This window comes from Rugamonas violacea, from assembly GCF_016461825.1.
Taxonomy (GTDB): Bacteria; Pseudomonadota; Gammaproteobacteria; order Burkholderiales; family Burkholderiaceae_D; genus Rugamonas.
Genome location: NZ_JAEMNU010000138.1, coordinates 62018 through 82909 on the forward strand (window position 1 = coordinate 62018; position 20892 = coordinate 82909).

The following is a 20892-nucleotide window of genomic DNA, read 5'->3' on the forward strand; positions in this document are numbered from 1 at the left end:
CCTCACAGACCCAGAATCATCTGGGTAATGATGTTTTTCTGAATCTCGTTGGAGCCGCCGTAGATCGACGTCTTGCGGAAATTGAAGTAGTAGCCGGCCAGCGGCGCGGCGGCGTCGTCGCCGCTCAGGGCGTGCTCGGCGCTGCCGTCGAGATAGGCGGTGTCGAAGGGCAGCGCGTTCGGTCCCAGCGCCTCGACCATCAACTCGGTCAACCATTGCTGGATCTCCGAACCGCGCACCTTCAGCATCGACGCCTCCGGGCCCGGCGCGTGCGCGTCCTGCGTGATGACGCGCAGCACCGTGGTCTCCAGCGCCATCAGCTCGATCTCCAGATTGGCCACCTTGGCGGCGAACAGCGGGTCCTGCAGCAGCGGCTTGCCGTGCTTCAGATGCTCGGTCGCCACCTTCTTGAGGAACAGCAGTTCGCGCTTGGAGCGGCCCACCGCCGCGATGCCGGTGCGCTCGTGGCCCAGCAGGTATTTGGCGTAGGTCCAGCCCTTGTTTTCCTTGCCGACCAGGTTCTCCACGGGCACCTTGACGTTGTCGAAGAAGACCTCGTTGACCTCGTGGTCCTCGTCGAGCATGATGATCGGCCGCACGGTGATGCCCGGCGTCTTCATATCGATCAGCAGGAAGGAAATGCCCTCCTGCTTGCGCACGCTGCCGTCGGTGCGCACCAGGCAAAAGATCATGTCGGCGTGCTGGCCCAGCGTGGTCCAGGTCTTTTGGCCGTTGACGATGTAATGCTCGCCGACGCGCTCGGCGGTGGTCTTCAGCGACGCCAGGTCGGAGCCGGCGCCCGGTTCCGAATAACCCTGGCACCACCAGTCCTCGCAGCTCAGGATGCGCGGCAGGTAGTAGGCTTTCTGCGCCTCGTTGGCGAAGGCCATGATGACCGGCGCCACCATGTTGACGCCGAACGGCAGGATCGGCGGCGTGCCGGCGCGGGCGCACTCCTCTTCCCAGATGTGGCGCCGGGTGGCGTTCCAGCCCGGGCCGCCGTGTTCGACCGGCCAGGCCGGCGCGGCCCAACCCTGTTTGGCGACGATGCGGTGCCAGCGCACATAGTCGTCCTTTTGCAGGCGCAGGTGCATGCGCACCTTGTGCTGCAGATCGCCGGGCAGATTGGCGTCGAGGAAGGCGCGCACCGTGTCGCGGAAGGCCAGATCCTCGGCCGTATAGTTCAAATCCATGCTGTCTCCTTATTTTTCTCGGCATAAAAAAGCACGACCGTTCAAAATAAATTGTACCGCATAAAGTCGCACCGTTCGCGGCATTTTTTCCCTCCGTGCATAGATGCCCCTATGCCATGGCAATGTGCTACGGTATGATATTACTATCAAATTGACAATCAATTTCACCGGGCCAAACGGAGGATCTATGTTCCAAAATAGCAAACGTGCAGGACGAATCGCCGCCATCTTGTGTGGCACCACGATATTTACCGCTTGCAGCACGCCCAGCGTCAACAAGCTGCCGACCAATGCCTCGTCCAACATCACCGCCCTGGTCGGCGCCGCCCAGGATGCCCAGCGGGCCAGCGACGCGCTCGGTTGGGGCCGCACGGTGACCCTGCAACAAATCGGCGGCACCGCCGACGAGCTTGCCGCCTTCACTGCCGCCGTTTGCACTCCACCGTTCTACTCGGCGGTAATTGCCGCCAAGGTGTTTCAAGCCTACAACGAACAAATCAGCGCCCTGGCAGCGGCGCCCGAGGCATCGCTCGGCGCCTCGATTCGCAATATTCGCCAGTTGGACGAGGCCATCGCCGACATCAAAAAGGCCAAGGCGGCGCCAACGGACTATGCCGCGCTGCAGGCGGAATTGACAAAAAAATGCGGGCCGCGAGTGAAGCAAGACCTCGCCTTCACCGGCCAACTGCAACCCTCGGCGATCCCGCTTCTGCCGGCGGTGGACGCGCTGCTGGCCCTGCTGGCGATTCCGGCGAAGATCGCCCAGATTGCGGAAACCCAAAAGCGAGCGGAGGCGGTCAAAGTCTACGTCACTGCGCACGAAGCGGAAATCACCCGGGCCCTGGACTTGCTGGGGAAAGAGCGCGGCTTCGAGACGGCGATTCAAGCGACGCGGACCTATTATGCGCGCCGCGCCTTTGGCCACTACCTCGATCTCGCCGCCTACCGGGCCAACCCGACCTTGCGGATTCCCTCGCCGCAGCTGAACGCGGCGGACGCCTACACGCAATTTGTGGTGCGCTACGTCAAACTGCAGAACGTGTCGGGCACCGCGCTGATAGAAGATCCAAACGAAGGACTGCGGGTATCGTATGCCGCCTTCATCAAGGCGGCCAGGGAACCGAATGCGGACCCCTTGAACGCGCTGGACAACTTCTTGATCGCGCTCCAGAACATTTCCGACCTGGGCAGCGCGGTGGGCGACTACAAGGCGGCCTTGGTTGATGTTTCCGCCAGCAATTGACGAGCAAGCACGTCACGCGCTTGCCGGCGGGCACGCTCAGGGACGCGCTCAAGCAGCAGCTCAAACTGTCCAATGAGCAGCCGAAAAATAGTGCCGAACGACGCGCGCCGAACGGTGGCGGCCATGCCGGCCGCCGCCGCGCCGCGCCGCGCCGTTTCGCCGTTTACTCGACCGCGATGGCCAGGTCGCGGCCCTGGGTGGCGACGTTGCCGGCATAGTCGGCCGCCAGGATGCGCAGCGTGTAATTGCCCGGCGCCAGGTCGGCCACCCGCCACATGCCCGGCGTGACGCGGCCGGCCAGCATCTGGTTGTTCAACGCATAGACGAAGCGCGTCTCCTTGCTGCCGTGCACGGTGATGCCGCTGCTGGCGGCGTAGGCCAGCTTGACCGCCTCCGAATTGCGCGGCAAGCGGTCGTACTGTTGCATGACGCGCGGCTGCTCGAAGCCGGCCAGCGGACTGCCGTCGGCCGCCAACACTTGGTAGCCGAGCTTGTAGAGGCCCAGCCGGCGCCGCGCCTGGTTGCCGTCGACCAGGTCGAAAGCGTCCACCGCGATGGCCACCTCGCCCAGACTGCGCGCCACGGCCAGCCGGCCACCCTGCTTGCGCTGCAACTCGCGTCCGCCGCCGTCGCTCAGGGCGATGCTGTGGATCTGCGGCGCCACCGTGTCGCGCATGCCGATGAATGGCAGGCTGAGCGGATTGAGATCGTCGCCGTTCGGGCTGTAGTCCAGATGCACGTGGGCCATGCGGTTGACCGTGCCCAGCGTGTCGCCGCTGTCGAAACGGGTGCCGCGCTTGACGCGGATGCGGCCCGGCTTGCCGCTCTCGTCGGCCAGCAGTTGGAAACGGCCGTCGAGCGGCTCGTCCTTGGCGTTGCGGCCGACCCGCATGTGGATGTAGGCCAGGCTGTCGATGGCCAAGCCCTCGCTGAGGCCGCCGAAAGCCCAGTTCGGCAAGGGGTCGCGCACCTTGGCGGCGGCCACCGCCAGCACCGGCGCGCCGACGGCCGCCTGCACGTCCAGCCCGGCATGGAAATGGTCGCGGCTCTCGCCGTCGAAGTTGCCGCGCACCTCGCCCATCAACCCGACCACCTCGTGCACCTGCTGTTGCGGCTTGACCGGCCACAACATCGGCTGGGCCCAGACCGGCGCGGCCGGCACCGGTGCCGCCGCCGCCACCTGACCCGGCCGGGGCGGCGCGATGTGGTGCACACGGAAGGTCGCCGCGTCGCTGAGGTACAAGGAACCGTCCGGCGCCAGCGCCATGCCGCGCGGCGCGTACAAGCGCACCGTGCCGTCGCCGCCATAGCCGGGCTCGGCCGGATGGTCGACGTCGACCAGCGCGGCCGCCTCGGCGCCCGGCGCCAGCTGGGCCACGGCGCCGTGGCCGCCGCTGGCCACGTAGATCACGCCGTCGTGCGTGACCGCCAGCGCCATCGGCCGGCGCAGCAGGGATTCGCGGTCCTTCTTGTCGGCGCCGGCGACGGTGCTGACCTGGCCGTTGACGCCCAGGGTCAGCTTGCGCAGCGCGTTGTTCTGCGTATCGGCGATCAACAGCTCGCCGTTCGGCGTCAAGGCCAGCGCGCACGGCGTGTCGAACAGCGACTGCGCCGCCGGTCCGTCGGCCAGGCCCGGACGGGCGCCGCCGGCGATGGTGCTGACCGTGCCGTCCGGCGCGATGCGGCGGATGCGGTCGTTGTAGGTGTCGGCCACGTAGACCACGCCGGCGGCGTCCACCGCCACGCCCAGCGGGCCGTTGAACTGCGCCTGCGCGCCCTTGCCGTCGCGGAAGCCGGCCAGGCCGTCGCCGGCCAGCGTGCTGACCTGGCCCTGCGGCGTGATCTTGCGGATGGCGTTGTTGCCGGTGTCGGCCACGTAGAGGTTGCCGGCGCCATCGATGGCCAGGCCGGACGGCGTGTTGAAGGCGGCGGCCGCGCCGCCGCCCTCGGCATAGCCCTCGGTCGAACCGGCGACGCTGCTGACCGTGCCGTCCGGGGCGATCTTGCGGATGCGGTTGTTGCCGCCGGCGTCGGCCACGTACAGGTTGCCGGCGCGGTCGAGCACCACGCCGAAGGGGTCGGCGAAGCGCGCCTTGGCGCCCTCCTCGCCGCCGGAGCTGCCGTCGCCGGCCAGGGTGGCGACGCGCGCCGGCCACAGGCGGACGGTGGCGATTTTGTCGACGGCGGCGGCCGGGGCGGCTTGCTCGCCGTGCGGGGCGATGGAATAGGCGACGACGCCGCCGACCAGCGCGCCGGCCACGGCCAGCGCCGCGATGCTGAGCTTGAATTGAATTGGGGTCACTAGCCTGGGCCTGGTGGTTGTTTTAACGACGGGCAGCTTACCCGATTCAGCGCTCGGTAACAATGCCGCGCGCCGAGCAAGAGCGCCGGCGTGCCGGAGCAATCGCGGCGCCCCGGCGCAGGGCGCCACAAGCGCGTCCGCCGGGAGTAAAACGCAGTCCTCCAGGCCGGCTCGGGCGGCCAGGTCGCGTTGACATCCGCCCCCGCCACATGATGTTGCAAAATCGCATTACCTGCCTGACTACCTTTCCAGCAATAGCGGATTTTGGGAGGATAATACCTGCTTACGCTTTGGCGGACCGCACCTTGATAGCGACAGCGCAGTGGCGTCTCGCTCCCGCAGGAGGAAATTGCATGGATCACATGATTGCCCGTAGCGCGCCCAGCGCGTCGACCACCGCGTCCGTCAACTGGGCCGACAAGCACTACTTGTTGATCGACGATTGCTCCGGCATCCGCAAGTTGCTGCGCGAGAGCTTGCGCAATATGGGCGCCAAGTATATCGACCAGGCGTCGGACGGCGCCGAAGCCATCGCCATGCTGACCAACAAGCGCTACGACATCGTGCTGTGCGACTATCATCTCGACGAAGGCCGGAATGGCCAGCAGATCCTGGAAGAGGCGCGCAGCAAAAATACGCTCATGCCCAGCGCCATGTTCATCATGGTGTCGGCCGAGAAAGGCGCGGAGAATGTGATTGGCACGGCGGAACATCTGCCCGACGCCTACCTGATCAAACCCATCACCGAAGGCATCCTCACCACCCGCCTGAATCGTTTGTGGAAAAAAAACAGGTTTTCAAAAATATCGACCAGGCTTACGCCATGCACGACTATGCCGGCGCCGCCATGCTGTGCGACTTCCAGATCGCCGGCAACAGTCTGTACGAAAATGATCTGCTGCGCATGAAGGCCAGCCTGCTGCTCAAATGCGGCGAACGGAATGAGGCCCGCGCCATCTACGAGCACATCCTGCTGGCGCGGGAATTCACCTGGGCCAAGGTGGGTCTGGCGAAAATCCTGCTGCAGGACGGCGAACACCTCCTGGCCTGCCAGATGTTCCAGGAAGTCATCGCCGAGAACCCGCTCTATCTCGACGCCTACGACCAGCTGGCCGCCGCCCACAAGTGCCTGGGCCAGTCAGAACAGGCCTGCGGTGTGCTGGAAAGGGCGGCCAAGCTGTCCCCCAATTCCGTGCTCCGGCAAAAAGGGTTGGGCGAAGTGTCCCTGCGACTGGGCGACGTGACGATGGCCGAAAAAGCCTTCCGCAAATGCATCACCGTGGGCGAGCACTCGATCAATAGGACCTCAGATCCTTATTTCGGGCTGGCGCGGGTCTGCGGTCTCAAACAGTCGCCGCAAGAGGCCATGCAGATTCTGGCGACGGTGCAGAAGAAGTTTTCCGGCGGATCGAGCCAGTTGCGCGCCAGGATCACGGAGGGCCTGATCTACCTGGACAACGGCGATGCACACCGGGCCCGCGCCATCGGGCAGGAACTCGAAGCCATGCTGGCCGCCGCCAGCGCCGCCGACCTGCCGGAACCGAACACCTGCATGGATATCGCCACCCTGCTGTTCGAAGTGGGCGGCAAGGAGCCCGCAGTCAAACTGCTCTACTACACCATCCAGAACAACGACAACGTCAAGGCCATCAGCGACGAGGTGCAGAAAGTCTTTGATTATGTGGGCATGCCCGACGAGGGCGCGGCGATGATCGCGGCCGCCCGCAAAGAAGTGACCGAGATCATGAACCAAGGCGTGCTGCTGTGGAAGACCGACCGGCTGGAGGAAGCGGTCGAATGGATGCGCGCGGAGCGGAAAAAATTGCCGGGCAATTTACGTGTCCTGCTCAACACGGCGCAAATCCTGATCTCGCACGTGCAGAAGCGCGGCTACGACCCCAGCCTGGCGATTGAGGCGGCCGAGGTCCTGGCCCAGGTCAGCAAGGTAGCGCCCGGCCTGCCCCGGCATGTGGAACTCCACGAACAGCTGGCGACGCTGGGTGCCGATACCGGCGCCGGACTTGGGCGACGTGCCGTCCCCAATCCGACCGGCGACTAGAAGACTATGGCGCTGATCGGGCATCCGCGGGTAGCGACGGGAAAAATGCAGCTTGCCGCACTAGCCATGCAATCGGCCGCGCGACAGGCCGGCGCGCAGCCGTTGCCACAGCCTCAAGCGCGCCTTGACGGCGTAGGCTCGGCTGGCCGGAACGTGCAGGCGCACTTGCGTGCCGCCCGCCGGTGGACTGCCGAACTCGATGCCGGCGGAGATGCTGGCGGCGCGCTCGCGCATGCCGACCAGGCCCCAGTGGCCGGCCTTGCCGCCGGCTTGGCGCACCTCCGGCGCGATGCCGCGGCCGTCGTCGCGCACCAGCAGACTCAGCCGATCGGCGCCGTAGTCGAGCTCCAGCTCGATGTGCCGCGCGCCGGCGTGCCGGTAGGCGTTGCACAAGGCCTCATGGCCGATGAAGTAGATCTCCTCGGCGGCGCGTTCGCGCAGCGGCCGCGCCTGGCCCGTCGCGCGCAAGCTGAAGGGCACGCCGAACTGGTTTTCGAACACCGCGCCGAGTTGCCCCAAGGCCGGGCCGAGATCGAAGCCGGACACCATGCTGCGGCGCAGGCCCATGACCGTGTCGCGGCCCTCGCTCATCACCGTGTCGGCCTGCACCAGCACCGCCTCCATGCGCGCCCGCGTGTCGCTGCCGGCCGGCAGCTTGCGGTTGACGCCCTGGAACAGCAGGATCAAACCCTGCACGCTCTGCAACAGGCTGTCGTGCAGGGCGCGGGCGATGCGCTCGCGTTCGCGCAGGCGCTCCTTCAGCAGCGCGTTCATGCCGCGCACCACCTGGCGCATGCGCAGCGCGTACAGCACATAGCCTAGGCCGCCGACGGCGCCCAGGCACAGCAGATAAAACCAGACCGTTTGCGTGAAACGCGGCGTCACCTCGAAGTTCAGCGTGGCGCCCGCCTCGTTCCACACGCCGTCCTCGTTGGCGGCCTTGACGGCGAAGCGATAGTACCCCGGCGCCAGATTGTCGTATGACACCGAGCGCGCCAGGCCGGCCTGCTGCCACGCCGTGTCGACGCCCTCCAGCCGATAGCGCAGTTGCAACTGCTCCGGGCTGGTCAGCCCCAGCGCCGCGAAACGGATGTTCAGCCGGCCGCTCCCCGACACCAGCCGCACCGCGCGATCGAGCCGGTAGCGCTGCCCGTCGACGGCCAGGTCGACGATCTGCACCGGCGGCGCCAGGCGATTGCGGTACAAGCGCCGCGGATCGACGCTGCCGATGCCCTCGGTGCCGACAAACCACAGCCGGCCACCGGCGTCGAAAGCGATATTCGGCGTGCCCAGCCAGATGCTCGCCGTGCCGGGATAGCCGTCCATGACGGCAAAGGTTTCGAAGCGCAGCGGCGTGCGCGGGTCGGCCATGCTGGCGCGCCAATCGGCCGCCGCGACGCGCAACAAGCCCCTGCCGGCATTGATCCAGCGCTCGCCGGTGGCGGCCACGGCGATGCCGCCGATGTTGCTCAGCGCGTCGGGATCGTCGCCGCGCAAGGGCTCGAAGCGGCCCTGGCGCAACACCGCGCTGCCGTCGTTGCCCGACACCAGCACGCCATCGCGGGTATCGATGTAGCGCAGGGCGCCCAGGTTGAGGCCCTCGGCCGCTCCGTAGCGCTCGGTCTTGCCGTCCTTGAAGCGCCACAGTTCGCCGTTGCGGTAGCTGAACCACATGCCGCCGTCCGGCGCCGACGCCATATAGCTCTCCTTGGCGGGCAGGCCATAGTCGGCGAACGGCCGCCATGCGCCGTCGACGTGGCGGAACGAGCCACAGCCGCCGACGCCGACCCAGGTCGAGTCGAAGTCCTCGACGATGCGGTTGACACGCACGTGGCTGGTGCCGGCGCAGGCCGGCGGCATGGGCAGCAACACGGTGCGCCCCTGCCGCCGCCGCTCGATGCCGCGCGGCGTGGCGGTGAAGATGGCGCCATCGCGCCCGCTGTTGATCAGGCTGCGCGCACCGTGGCGCAAGGCCGGCGGCGCGGCGCCGGTGGAGATGGCCCACACACCGTCCATGTTTTCGGCGCCGACCTGGATGGTGCCGCCGTCATCGGCCGCCAGGCTCAAGTACTCGGCCCCGGCCGGCGGCCGGAGGGTGCGGATTTTGTTGTGGCGGAAGCGCTCCAAGCCCGTGCTCGACATGGCCCAGAGGTTGCCCTCGCGGTCCTCCAGCAAGCTGGTCAGCGTGACGCTGCTCAGTTGCCAGGCTTGGTCCATGCGCTCGGCCGGCAAGGTGGTGAAGTCGAAGCTGTCGCCGGCCGGGATGTCCTGCCGCCGGATGCGCACGATGCCGGCCGGCGACAAGACCTGCCACAGATTGCCGTCGGCGTCGAACAGGTTGCCGGTTTGCCGGGTCAAGTAGCGCCGCGCCTCCACGCGCGGCCGGACCGGACCGGCCGCGGCGGCCGGCACGCTGCGGATCAGATTGCCCTGGCGCACCCACATGCGCCCGTCGGGGGAAAAGAACAAGGGCCCGTTCTGCTCCCCCGCCCCATCGAGGACCGCATGGAAGCGCTTGTTCGCGCGGTCCAGCTTGAACCAAAAGCCGTCATTCTGCACCCAGAACTGACCATACTGGTCCAGGGTGCTTTCCTGGCTGGTCCTCTCGGCCAAGCCCCAAGCGGCGCCGGCCTTGCTCCAGACGCCCTGCGCGTAGTGCATGAGGCCGGTGCTGGTGGCCACCCACAGGCTGCCGTCGACATCCGGCGTCATCTCGAACACCATCGTGACCTGGCTGCCGCCCTTCACCGTCAGATGGCTGAGTTCGCCCCGGTGTATTTGACTGACGCCGCCGTCCACGTAGCCGATCAGCAGATCGCCGTCGGGTTTGCCGGTCAGCGTGGAGATGCGTTTGCTCAGCAGGCGTTGCTGGGTTGGCGATTGATAGCGTTCGAACTACAGGCCGTCGAAGCGGTACAGCCCGGCCTGGGTGCCTATCCACAGCCAGCCGTCGGCCGTCTGGGCCATGCTGGTGATGCCGCTCGGCGCGCCATCCTTCATGCGCCAGGTATCGTGGCGGAAATCCTCCAGGCGCACGTTGGGGTCCAGCGCCCGGGCCGGCCGCGTCAACAGCAGGCCGAGCAGCAAAAACAGGAAAAGGCAGTGCCAAGGACGCGGCGCCGCGTTGCGGAAGTGGAAATACATTGCCAACTGGTCATCCGAAGATGGTAATAGAAAGCAAAGATTATATTGTGAAATTATTGATTGGGAAATGAATATATGGCGCGATTCCTGCCCGCAGCGCGGGACGGATCGGCTTGGAGCGTGGAGCGTGGAGCGTAGACAAGATGACGGTCGCCCCTCGGATCAGGCGTTCATCGGTGAACTGGCTGGTGAGCCGGCCTACTGAACTTCCGCTTCCGCCCCAAAGCGGTCAGTCCTAAATATGCGAAGCTAAACATCTCCACAATCGCTACGCAACTTGATGCACATTCCCGATGGACGTATCATCCGATACTTGCACAACTTGGCAGTTCGGTGGCTCGGGCATTTCAACAAGACCAATCCCTATCAACATAGCTGCTCGGCATTTGGATGCATACTCATCATCTTCTTGACCAGATATATACTTCACTGCTTTAAATAAGCTTGAAGTAGTGACCAAAGCTGTAACCTGAGAAGTTGCGGCCGTAATGCACTTGTCCGTAAACTGAGTCTTACGCTCCGATGGCGGAGTAAGTCGGTATCCATTACCAAATAGCACCCCCTTCGCAGGAGCAGTGACTTCTTCCCTTTGCAAATCTTCGTGAATGTTCATCGCCAGTTGTCTTAGCTTATCCACATTCACCGCTTTCGTATCTTTCCCTTCGGCTTCTCCTAGCAGTCGCCCCTCAGCACATTCAAACACAACATCGAACTCAGAAGCACCATCCTTGAATTGCGCAGCGGTAAAACCTAAAGCCTTCAGACCTTCCACAATGGCGGTTTCTAGCGGCATTCCCTTCTCGAATAACAAGGCTCTTGGTGTGCCTGCCCCATTTACCGCGTCCTGAAGCGCCTCTTTTTCTCGCTGAGCTTCTTCAACTCTTCGTTCTGCCTCTAGTAGTTTAAGCTTCAACACCTGCTCTTGGGCAAGAATATATGCCGATTCAGCCGCCCAAAGAGGCTCAGGAGTAACCTCTGTTGTGCTTTTCAGCGCCTTGTCCAGATTGCTGACCGTGCTGAGAAAACGAACGGCGAACTCTTCGGCTTTTGCTGTCCATTTCGCCCCTTCTTCGTCATCGTCCTCAAGAAAGTCGCTTGCGTAGAATTCTACGTCTGGTAAAAGGACCAATGCACCATTTGAATGCTTGGCACGAATAATCGCTCCTACCGGCTTGTCGCCGTGTTTCGTAGTCAAACATATTCCCGGAATCGTCTTATCAAGTAGCACCGCATAAGATGAGTTTTCAGAAAATTCGTCCCAGTATGGGGCGAGTATTTCCGCCCCTAGAGTGCTCAGCTTCATTGCCTTGCCATTCGTATTTACCGGTTTCAAATCCAGAGGCACCGTTGCGTAATTACTATATAGGTCAACGATGCGCGTCGTCGCGCGATTGCGCCCTGTACCAGAGTGCTGGCGCTGTCCCGTGTCTACATAGACTTCTTTGATAGCGGAAAGGAAAATGAAAACATTCTTACCGGAGTCGACAGCTTGCTTGATTTCACGACGCCAATGTTCGCATTTCTCCTTTAGCAAAAATGACGCTGAGTCGCCAAGGCTCGGCTTGCCTTGGTAATAGTCGGTGGAGTACAAACTATCAGAAATATCTGGTCTAAAAAGAATGAGATCCCAGTCAAGCAACGAGACCTTGGAGTCGAACGCTTCCATCGCAGCATTGTCTGAAGCCAATTCCATACCAACCGTGAGAATCTTCTTGGACATAGGTCGCCCTCTGTTGTTATTGATAACTTTATTTCACTATTTATAAAAATCGCATTTGTCGGCTTGTGGTCGAAAGCGCACTACGCACTTTAGGAATCAGAAATAAAATTCAAAAGCGTTACTCCAATCGGCGAAGTCCTACTCTGTGACAATCCATTCCCACTCATCGTGGTATTTAATCCTTCGGTGCTCACTAGGCCACGAACGTAAAGGTCTTGCCAAATTTGGTTGTATAACGTATTTTTCCCACGCAGCGTAGGTATATTGTCTTCCAATACATTAGAAAGACTTCCCATTGTGATGCCAGCAGGTGCAACGGGCGCATGAGCAAAAGCCAAGACCCGGAAGTGCATCTCGGAAAACTCATCGATGAAGCCTAGCAAAATATGCTGGAACGTTTCTTCTGGTCCTTCGCCTATAGCAATATGGATAATCGCGTTTTTCAGCGCATCCAATTTCGCATGTTGATGAGTTCGAATCGCGGCAGATGAAGCTTGCATAACAGCGGTTACAAATTGCTCGTTTTCCTGCAATTTTGACAGGTCTAACCCTTGTGCTTCCAGCTCAAGGAGTTTCTGTCCAACTTGTTCCATCCATGCGGTGCGACGGCGTTCTAGAGGTGGCTGGACTAGTAATTGGAAGAGTTCAACGGCTGGCCCTCCGACTACGGGAATAACAGACAGCCCAGCCTTAGTTAAAGCATGTGCTACATCACCTTTTGATGGTTCTGGTACATCGAACGACATACATTCCTCTCTATCTTAAAATCTAGTCCAATGTCTGCTGCTGGCCGTAAGCGGAAGATGTGTTTGATTTCTAAATTTACACAATTCCCATTTCATCCGGCCACGACTCGAATCCTAGCTCTTTTGCAACGCGGATAAGGCAACGCTTTTCATCCATTGAACATCTTTTCAATTCATCCGAAACGCTCTCGAGAGCCGCAATATCGTCGTCCAACGCGTCGTCACAGGTGCGACCGTCCACATATTTTGTCGCCAGAATTAATGCACGTGCTAGCGTTTCCCTCTGCCATTCCTAAAAAAAGGCTCGTTCGTGTGCGGCTGCTTCTGGCCGAAGCCGGCCAACGGCGTTCTGTATAGCAGTTTACTCTTCTGCCAAACTTACACATTTTCACCTTAAGTGGAAACCGCCTCTTCGCAGAAATTCGCGAGCGCTCACGGCCCCTTCTTGGGCGGGGTACTTCAAATCAGAAATTGGTCTATTTCAGTCTATTTGAAGCTATTCGAGGCGAATCCAGTCCGAAATTCATAGGCGCTTGTCGAAAACGGCCTAAAAATTCACAGCGCAAGTCTAATATGGTCCCGTTCTCCGAGGCGAAAATCTAAAACGAACTAAATTCCCATTGCTCAGTCTAATTTTTAGACCCATATCGGAAGGATTGAATCATGGAATGTGAACCGAAGCAAGCTGTCTACCTGCCCACATGCGATTTCCTGGATCTAGAACTCCATTTGATGGATACCCGTCCCGGTGTGAAGCCTGAAGCCTTTGTGACAGAACTCGTGCAACGCTGGCTGGCGGTTGACATGGAGCGACTCGCGCTGCGCAAAAATGGCACAGCAATGCGCGGCTTTCAATGGAAGAAAGTCTTCCTGCCCGACGGAACCAGCCTACGAACAAGCTATCGCGATAGCATCGAATTCGCCAAGGTGGTTGGCGACCACATCGTTTCCGACGATGGCACAGCGTTGACTCCGTCACTGTTCGCCAACCGCCACACAAACGGACGCAACGCGTGGCGCTTCGTCTGGCTGCGCTTTCCTGGCGACGGCTACTGGGTTCGCGCCGCCAATTGCAGGTCCCGCATTGATGATCAGCTGCGAATGCGGTCTAAAAAAATAAGCAAGATGTACAATTCGGTCTAATTCAAAAAGGCGGAAAGTCTAATCCGGTCCCAAGATTTCTTCGCGAAGGCGAATTCAGTCTATAAAATTTGGCGCCTCGGCGATTATCGACTCTTTTAGACCGAAGTCGAGCGGTTTCAACCGAATTAGACTGATTGCCCGGAATACACCACCCCAGGCGTCAGGTGATGCTCGCCAATCCATACGTTCCGCCGTTTTGGCACATACCGAACGGCGGCTGCTGGCCGAGCTCAGCTGATGGCATTCAGGATAACATTTTGCCCATGTGCAAAATTCACGAATTGTCACTCCAGGCCGATGCCGCCCTGCGCAAACGCTCATGCCTTCCCGATTTGACTTCCAATTTGGAGCATTGCTATACTAAATTGCATTTTTTGCATTTCCGTAAAATTGCTAATTCACCCTGGGGCTTACCGCCCCATGCAAAGGAGCGCACTTGAAAAACACGAAATTTTTGCTGACCGCGGCGATGGCACTCGCCACATTGGGCTTGGCCGGGCCGTCCTTCGGCCAGGCCAAGGCCGTCGACATCGTCGGGCTTAGGCTGGGCATGTCACCGGACGAGGCGCGCGCGGCGCTTAAATCACATGACGCCACGATGAAGATAGTCGACCTGGCGAGCTGGAACGCCCGGCCCGGTGTCCCCGCCTCCCTGGCGAAGATTCGTGGTTGTAGCTCGCCGGCGCCGAACGGGCCATGCAAAGATGAAATAGTTGTCACCTTTGGCCACCTGTCGAAGAAAGCTCTTTTTATTACGCGTGTGCTGAAGTTGGGCAACGGCGTGCTGCATCAGGGCGCTGTCGACAGCCTCATCGGGAAGTATGGCCAGCCGACTTTCCGCGGCAGCCCGAGCAGCCTACTGTGGGCCTACACGACAGCCGGTGCGCCACTGGGCAATATGGAATGCGCCGTCAGTGCGCAGTCGCCGATCGAGAGTGTCACCCCGCGACCACAATGCGGTACCGCCACCTCGTCCAACATCATTGCCGGTCCGGGCGCCCTCGCCTCGGAAATCCATGTGGCGACCTATGAAGGTCAGCGCCTGCTTGACGAGCGCGCATTGCTTGTCGCCGCAGTGAAAGCGCATCAGGAAGAGATCGAGCGCGCGGCCAAGGGCAACAAGGTCAAGCTGTAGAGAGCGGGCAGCGGATTCGCCACGCCGGCTTCCCAGGCCGCTGTTGCTGGGATGGCGCGGAATCCATTCATTTGAGCAACATTCACCTGCGGTGACCGGACAATGCCCCGGTTGCCGCCGCAAATGCCTCTAAAATAGGGACCCAGGGACAATGTTGGCGGACACGGGAACGGCCTATGTGGAAGAAACTATCTGCGCGGTATGGACAGGGCCTGCTGGCGGCGCTGTTGACGGCCGCCCTGACGCTGGCGCCCGTCCATGCGGCGGACGAGGCCACGGCCGCCCAGGCGACGCTGAAAGTCGGCATGCACTCGATGATCGCGCCGTTTGTCTTGCCGGACGAGCAATCCGGCCTGTTGGTCGACGTCTTGCGCGCCGCCTTCGCCACGCAGGGCGTGCGGGCCGAGTTCTTATACATGCCCCAGGTACGCTTGAACCTGGCCTTGCGGGACGGCACCGTCGACGTTAGCGCCAACGCCCGCCCCGATATCGCCGGCAAGGCGATCCTGAGCCATTGGCCGGTCTCCAATTTCCGCAATATGGCGATCACGCTGCGCAGCCATATTCCCGCCATGCAGGCCGTCGAGGAATTGTCGCGCTGGCGCATCACCGCCTTCGCCCGTGCGCGCCAGATGCTGGGGCCGGCCTACCGGGCGGCGGTGGAGCGCAGCCCCAACTACCGCGAAACCAATGTCATGCCGTCCGCCGCGCTGTTGCTCCAGCGCACAGACGTGATCATTTCGCAGCGCGACATCTTCCTCTACTACCTGAGCCAGCAGGTGCCGGACGCCCCGGCGCAAATGGACAAGCTGGCCTTCCACGACATCCTCGGCCCCGGCAATGCTTACTGGATGGCCTTCCACACGGCGGAGCAACGCGACCTGTTCGAGCGGGGCGTGGCGGAAATCTACCGCAACGGAGAAATCGACCGTATTGTCGAGCGCTACCGGCGGAAATACGGCACCTCGCGCGATTTCTTCGTCGACCTCGATTGCCGCTTCCGCCCGCCCGCCAACCTCAAAGCCTGCCGCAATTGAGGTCCGGCCGCTTCACTGGGCGCCGGCGGAAGCGGACGGATGCGGCGGCGCCTGGCGCGCCAGGGTGATCAGCACCCGGGTGCCCTGGCCCGGTTCGCTCTCGACGGCGATCTCGCCGCCCAGCAGGCCGTTGACCATATTGTGGACGATCTGCATGCCCAAGCCCGTGCCGCCACGGCCCAGCTTGGTGGTGAAGAAGGCTTCGAAGATATGTGCGCGCACCTCGGCGGGGATGCCGGCACCATCGTCACTGCACTCGATCCGCACCCGCTGCGGCCCGCAGGCGCGGCAGCGCACCGTCAGCACGCCGTGCTCGCGCCCGTCGAAAGCATGCAGCTTGGCGTTCTGCACCAGGTTGGCGATCACCTGGCCCAGCGGGCCGGGATAACTGTCCATCTGCAAGCCCTCCTCCAGCTCGCGCTCGATGCGGAAATTGGTGTTGCGGAACATCGGTTGCATGCTGGCGAGCAGTTCGGCGATCACCTCGTCGAGCATGAAGCGGCGGCGCATTTCGGTGGTCTGGTCGACCGCCAACTGCTTGAAGCCGCCGATGATGTCGGCCGCCCGCTGCACATTGTTGAACACCAGGTTGTTGCCGAAGGCGATGGTCTGGAAGGTCGCCAGCAGTTCGGACTTGCGCACCTGCCCGGCGCCGATCGCCTGGACGATGTGGTCCTGCTCCTCGATCAGGGTGGAAACGGCCATCAGCGCATTGCCGATCGGCGTGTTGAGTTCGTGCGCGACGCCGGCCACCAGCCGTCCCAGCGAGGCCAGCTTTTCCGACTCGACCAGGCGGCCCTGGGCCAGGCGCAGATGGTCGAGCGCCTCCTGCGCGGCCAGGTGGGCGCTGCTGAGCGACTGGGTGCGCTCGGCCACGCGCTGCTCGAGCGTCTCGGCATGGCGGGCCAGCTCCGCGTTCTTGAACTGCAACTCCTGCTCGCGCTGCTCCAGGCTCCGCATCATGTCGTTGAACACCTGGGCCATGCTGGCGATGTCGCGCGGGCCGTCCAGGCTGGCGCGCTGGCCGAGCCGGCCGGCGCCGGCATTGGCCATCACCTGCGACAAGCGGCCCAGCGGCTCGGTCAGCCGGTGGGCCAGCATGCGCAGCCCGGCCACCATCAGCGCGGCCAGCAGCAGGCCGGCGCCGAAGTTGACCAGGGCCATGCGGCGCACCAGCCGCGCCAGCGCCTGCTTGCCCTGGGTGACCCGCACAAAACCCAGCAGTTCCGGGGCGGCGTCGGCGCCGTCGAAGGGCGAAGCCTCGCCCGGCCGGGTGCGCACCGGCACCACGAAGCTCCAGGCGGTGTCGGTTTCCGATTCGAGGCGCGGGGCCTGCTCCCCGGTGCCGGGCTGCAGCGGGGCGAGCGGCAGCTCGGCGCCGCGCGCCACCAGCAACTGGCCGTTGGCGCGCAGCAGCTCGACCCTCAGCACATCGGGAAAGGCCAGCGCGCGCTGCATCGCCTCGCTGGCGTTCTCGGCGCCGTCGGTCAGCAGGGCCAGCTGGCTCTGCTGCGCCAGCCCGGTCGCCAGGTTCAGGCCCTGCTCGACCAGGGTGCCGCGCGCCTGCACGCTGCCCTGCCAGGACGAGATCAGCGCCGACACGGTCGCCACGCTGAGCACGCCGACCGAGACCACCACGCTGAGCTGGCGGCGGAAGGTGCCATTGCGGAAACGCTCGAGCAGGCGCAGGCTGGCCATGCTCAGCGCTCCGGCACTAGCAGTTCATAGCCGCGCTGCAACTGCGCCGTCAACTCCACGCCCAGGTGGGTGGCGGTGCGGGTGTTGAGCGCCGCATGCACATCGCGCAGCGGTAGCAGGCCGTGGGCGCCGGCGTTGTCCTTGGCCAAGCGGGCCAGCGCCAGCGCGCCCAAGCTGCGGCCCAGCTCCAGGTTGTTGGGATACAGCGAGAACAGCACGCCGCGGCGGACATGCTCGGAGGTGCTGGAAAACAGCGGCAGGGAGCGGTTCCAGGATTCCTGCAGCACGAAGGGCAGCACCACCGATTCGTCGACGGCGACCTGGTCCTGCGGCAGCCACAGCGCATCGTGGGGGCTGGCGCGGGCGAAGAAATCCTGATATCCGCGCAAGGCCGCCTTGATATCCTCGACCGGCTGGACCTGCAGCTCGAGGCCGTTCTGGCGCGCCGCGTCCTGGGCGAAGGCCAGCAACCAGCCGCTGTTGCGCGGCGAATAGACCACGCTCACCCGCTTGACGCCCGGCAGCAGGGTTTTCAGGCGGCGCAGCAGCAGCAGGGGATCGGGCGCCAGGCTGAGCACGGTCGCCTCGCGCGCCTCGCCCTCGCCGGGGCGCATCACCGCGCCGCCGACCAACTCGACGCCACGGTCGAGGGCGCTGGCGGCGCGCAGGCCGGCGCGGCCCAGCGCGATGACCACTTTCAGCTCGCGCCGGCGCAGCTCGGCCACGGTGGCCGCGACGTCGGCGCCGCCGGGCACGGCCAGTTTATAGGTCTTGACTTGCAGCTTCTCGTCGATGCCGTCGAGGATCTTGGCGAAGAAGCTGCGGAACGGCTCGGCCACCTCGGGATAGAGCACGGCCAGGCCCTGGTCGCGCTGGCTTTGCGCGTGGGCGGCCACGCCGATCCCGGGCCAACAGGCGGCCAGCGCCAGCCGGCGCAGCAGGCGGCGGCGGGCGGGATCGGCCTGGTCTGGTCGCATGGACGGATTCACTCTCTTTCATGGAAATAGTTGCTTGGACAAGTATCAACCAGGCTTATTGCAGGGTCAACATAAGTTTCACCCACGCTAGAGAGCACGGCTCAGCTGCAGCAGCAGGGCGCGGCCCGGCCCCGGCAGATCGCCGGGCAGGGTCAGGCCCGGTCCCAGGCTCGGTTCGCGCACATCGGCGTTGCCCAGGTTGTGGACGCTGGCGCGCAAGGTCCATGGCCCGTGCTGGTAGGCCAGCGCCGCGTCCAGCGTGGTGTAGTCGGCCAGCGGCGCGCGCGCGTCGCCGACGGCGCGCTGGCGCTTGGCCACCCGGTCGGCCTGGGTGCTGAGCAGCCAGCCGGCGGCCGGACGCCACTCGAGCCGGCTGTAGACATGGTGGCGCGGCACATAGCCGGCATCCCGCCCGCTCTTCTTGTCGAGCACGTTCTGCCGCGCATAGTTGCCCGACCAGCGCCATTGCCGGGCGATGTCCCAGGCCAGTTCCAGCTCCGCGCCGCGGCCGCTGGCCCGGCCCGCGTTCTGGTAACTGGCGCCGGTGTTGGGCGTGGCGTTGGCCACGGTGCTGATGATGCTGTCCATCGCGTAATGGTAGAGGTTCAGGCTGGCGTTGAGGTTGCGGCGCAGTTGCCAGCTCAGCGCCAGCTCGGCGGTGGCGATGGTTTCCGGCTTCAGCTTGGCGTTGCCGTTGACGACGGGATTGATGCCGTACAACTCGGCGAAATTGGGCGCCCGGAAGGCCCGTCCGTAGAGCAGCTTGGCGGTGATGTCGAGGCTGGCGTCCCAGACCAGGGCCAGGCGCGGATTGGTGGTCGAGCCGAAGTCGGAGAACTGGTCGCGGCGCAGGCCGGCGGTCAGCGCCCAGTCGCGCCCGACCTGCCACTCATCCTGCAGATACAGGTAATCGACCTTGCGGCGCTGCGGCCGGATGTGCGGCTGGATCGGGTTGTAATCGATCACCGCGCCGGTCGGCAGGGGCACGCCGGTCGGCGAGATCAGGAAATTTTTGAAGGTGGCGGTCGCATACAGGGTCAAGTCTTCGTGGCCCAGCCCGGCCCGCACCTGATGGCCGCGCCAGCCGCCGTAGCTGGCGAAGGCCGAGGCGCGCAGATTGCGCTGCCAACGCGCCGGGCCGCCGATCAAGCCGTCGGGGAACAGGTTCGGTCCCAGCCGGGCGCCGGGCGGGAACAGGCCCAGGCCGTCGGGGGTCTGCTCGGCCATGTAGATGGCCGACAATTCGGCGCCCAGACCCCACTGTTCGGCGACATCGGGGGCGCTCCAGGCCAGCGCGCTGGACATGCGCCGCCAGCGCCCCTTGTGGTCGGGGTCGAGCGCGGAATTGACGCCGGCGCCGAAGCCGACATCGCTGCGCAGTTGCAGCATATTGCGCCATTGCCAACGCCCGTAGCTCAGGTCCAGGTTGCCGTCGACCGCGTCGTAGCCGGCGTTGACGGCGCCGGGCGCGCGGCTGACCTTGGTGCCGAAGCGGCCGTCGTTGAGGGTTTGCGCATCGGCGCCGACGACGCTGTCCAGGCCGTCGGAGCGGGCCAGTTGCAGAAAGGCCGCCACCGCCACCGGCTGCTCGGCGTTGCCGTATTGCAGATAGGCCTGGCGGCTGCGGAAACTGCCGATGCCGATGCCGGCGCGGCTGCCCTGCAACTGTTCCGCGCTCTTGGTGATGATGTTGATCACGCCGGCGAAGGCGTCGGCGCCGTACAGGGCCGAGCCGGGGCCACGGATGATCTCGATGCGCGCCACGTTGGTCAGCGGGATGGCGTTGGCGTAATTGCCCTTGTCGCCGTTGTAGATCTCGGTCTGCGGCAGGCCGTTGACCAACATCAGCACCTGGGGATTGACGTTGCTGCCGCCGCCCACGCCACGGATGATGTACAGCGATTCGTAGGTGACCGCGCCGCGGTTGACGTGCACGCCCGGCACGGTTTCCATGATCTGGTCGAGTTCGCTGGCGCCGCTCGCCACGATATCCTCGGCGCTGATCACCGTCGCCACCGCCGGCGCGCGGCGCAGCAACTGGCTGCTGCCGGTGGCCAGGCTGATGGTGGACTGGTTGCCGATCACCGGCGCGATCTCGTCCTCGTCGGCGGCCGGGCCGGCCAGCGCCAGGGTGGGGCCGGCCAGCGCCAGCAGCAGGGCGGGCTTGCGCCAAGGCGTGTGTGTCATCGTCGGTCCCGGTGAATAGGTGGGCGGCGGCGCTGTCCTGCATCGACCCTCCGTGCAGGATGGACCTGCCAAATCTTACTTCCGGCGCGATTGGAAAGGCAAGCGATCGCGGCGCCCTCTTCTCCAAAAGCAACAGTAATGCGCCGCGCGCAGCATTCAGTCATCGGCCGATTGCCGATGGCGGCTGGACGCGGCTATTTTTCGACAAAAAAAATGGTTCATCGCGTTTGGTGGGGAAAGACAGACTTGACGTTTTTTGCTGGGAGGGGGTGGCGGCAGGGGTTTTGAATTGGTAAATTGATTGTCGC

Annotated in this window: 15 protein-coding genes; 6 read left to right on the plus strand and 9 right to left on the minus strand. The window is 63.6% G+C overall.

Translation table 11 applies throughout. The features are described from left to right. Positions 1–2: 2 nt before the first annotated feature. Positions 3–1193, minus strand: a complete 1191-nt coding sequence (locus H7U20_RS25905; protein WP_199762027.1) for an acyl-CoA dehydrogenase family protein — start codon at positions 1191–1193, stop codon at positions 3–5. Positions 1194–1380: 187 nt separating this feature from the next. On the opposite strand from H7U20_RS25905, the gene H7U20_RS25910 reads away from it, so the two are divergent. Continuing rightward, positions 1381–2436 (plus strand): hypothetical protein, encoded by a 1056-nt coding sequence (locus H7U20_RS25910; protein ID WP_199762028.1) that lies wholly within the window; start codon positions 1381–1383, stop codon positions 2434–2436. 163 nt (positions 2437–2599) lie between these two features. On the opposite strand, the gene H7U20_RS25915 is transcribed toward H7U20_RS25910, so the two are convergent. Next, the gene (locus H7U20_RS25915; protein WP_370593256.1) at positions 2600–4738 is read right to left on the minus strand and encodes a gluconolaconase; all 2139 of its coding nucleotides are present in this window, start codon (positions 4736–4738) and stop codon (positions 2600–2602) included. A 353-nt stretch (positions 4739–5091) separates the two neighbouring features. Between H7U20_RS25915 and H7U20_RS25920 the strand changes: the two genes are divergently transcribed. After that, positions 5092–5646 carry a response regulator gene (locus H7U20_RS25920; protein ID WP_199762029.1) on the plus strand — a complete coding sequence of 185 codons (555 nt, stop codon included), beginning with the start codon at positions 5092–5094 and terminating at the stop codon, positions 5644–5646. Beyond that, a complete protein-coding gene (locus H7U20_RS25925; protein ID WP_199762030.1) occupies positions 5562–6797 on the plus strand; it encodes a tetratricopeptide repeat protein in 1236 nt (411 codons plus the stop codon). Before H7U20_RS25920 ends, H7U20_RS25925 begins: the two co-directional genes overlap by 85 nt. Positions 6798–6857: 60 nt before the next feature. On the opposite strand, the gene H7U20_RS31020 is transcribed toward H7U20_RS25925, so the two are convergent. The 4 genes from H7U20_RS31020 to H7U20_RS25945 form a co-directional block, all read right to left on the minus strand. Beyond that, on the minus strand, positions 6858–9596 hold the full coding sequence (locus H7U20_RS31020; protein WP_199762031.1) for a sensor histidine kinase: 2739 nt from the start codon (positions 9594–9596) through the stop codon (positions 6858–6860). 96 nt (positions 9597–9692) lie between these two features. Then, positions 9693–9947 carry a two-component regulator propeller domain-containing protein gene (locus H7U20_RS25935; RefSeq protein ID WP_233411095.1) on the minus strand — a complete coding sequence of 85 codons (255 nt, stop codon included), beginning with the start codon at positions 9945–9947 and terminating at the stop codon, positions 9693–9695. 262 nt (positions 9948–10209) lie between these two features. Next, on the minus strand, positions 10210–11661 hold the full coding sequence (locus H7U20_RS25940; RefSeq protein ID WP_199762033.1) for a hypothetical protein: 1452 nt from the start codon (positions 11659–11661) through the stop codon (positions 10210–10212). Between the two features lie 89 nt (positions 11662–11750). Further along, positions 11751–12407, minus strand: a complete 657-nt coding sequence (locus H7U20_RS25945; RefSeq protein WP_199762034.1) for a hypothetical protein — start codon at positions 12405–12407, stop codon at positions 11751–11753. 663 nt (positions 12408–13070) lie between these two features. Here H7U20_RS25945 and H7U20_RS25950 point away from each other — a divergent pair. The 3 genes from H7U20_RS25950 (at position 13071) to H7U20_RS25960 (ending at position 15722) form a co-directional block, all read left to right on the plus strand. Next, positions 13071–13550 carry a hypothetical protein gene (locus tag H7U20_RS25950; RefSeq protein WP_199762035.1) on the plus strand — a complete coding sequence of 160 codons (480 nt, stop codon included), beginning with the start codon at positions 13071–13073 and terminating at the stop codon, positions 13548–13550. 436 nt (positions 13551–13986) lie between these two features. Further along, on the plus strand, positions 13987–14685 hold the full coding sequence (locus tag H7U20_RS25955; RefSeq protein WP_199762036.1) for a hypothetical protein: 699 nt from the start codon (positions 13987–13989) through the stop codon (positions 14683–14685). A 176-nt stretch (positions 14686–14861) separates the two neighbouring features. Continuing rightward, entirely contained in the window at positions 14862–15722 is an 861-nt protein-coding gene (locus H7U20_RS25960; protein WP_233411096.1) for a substrate-binding periplasmic protein, read from the plus strand. 12 nt (positions 15723–15734) lie between these two features. Here the strand turns inward: H7U20_RS25960 and H7U20_RS25965 are convergent, their stop codons facing one another. The 3 genes from H7U20_RS25965 to H7U20_RS25975 form a co-directional block, all read right to left on the minus strand. Beyond that, a complete protein-coding gene (locus tag H7U20_RS25965; RefSeq protein ID WP_199762037.1) occupies positions 15735–17420 on the minus strand; it encodes a sensor histidine kinase in 1686 nt (561 codons plus the stop codon). Between the two features lie 2 nt (positions 17421–17422). Beyond that, on the minus strand, positions 17423–18397 hold the full coding sequence (locus H7U20_RS25970) for an ABC transporter substrate binding protein (protein WP_199762038.1): 975 nt from the start codon (positions 18395–18397) through the stop codon (positions 17423–17425). Positions 18398–18484: 87 nt separating this feature from the next. Continuing rightward, positions 18485–20584, minus strand: a complete 2100-nt coding sequence (locus H7U20_RS25975) for a TonB-dependent receptor plug domain-containing protein (protein ID WP_199762039.1) — start codon at positions 20582–20584, stop codon at positions 18485–18487. Between the last annotated feature and the right edge of the window lie 308 nt (positions 20585–20892).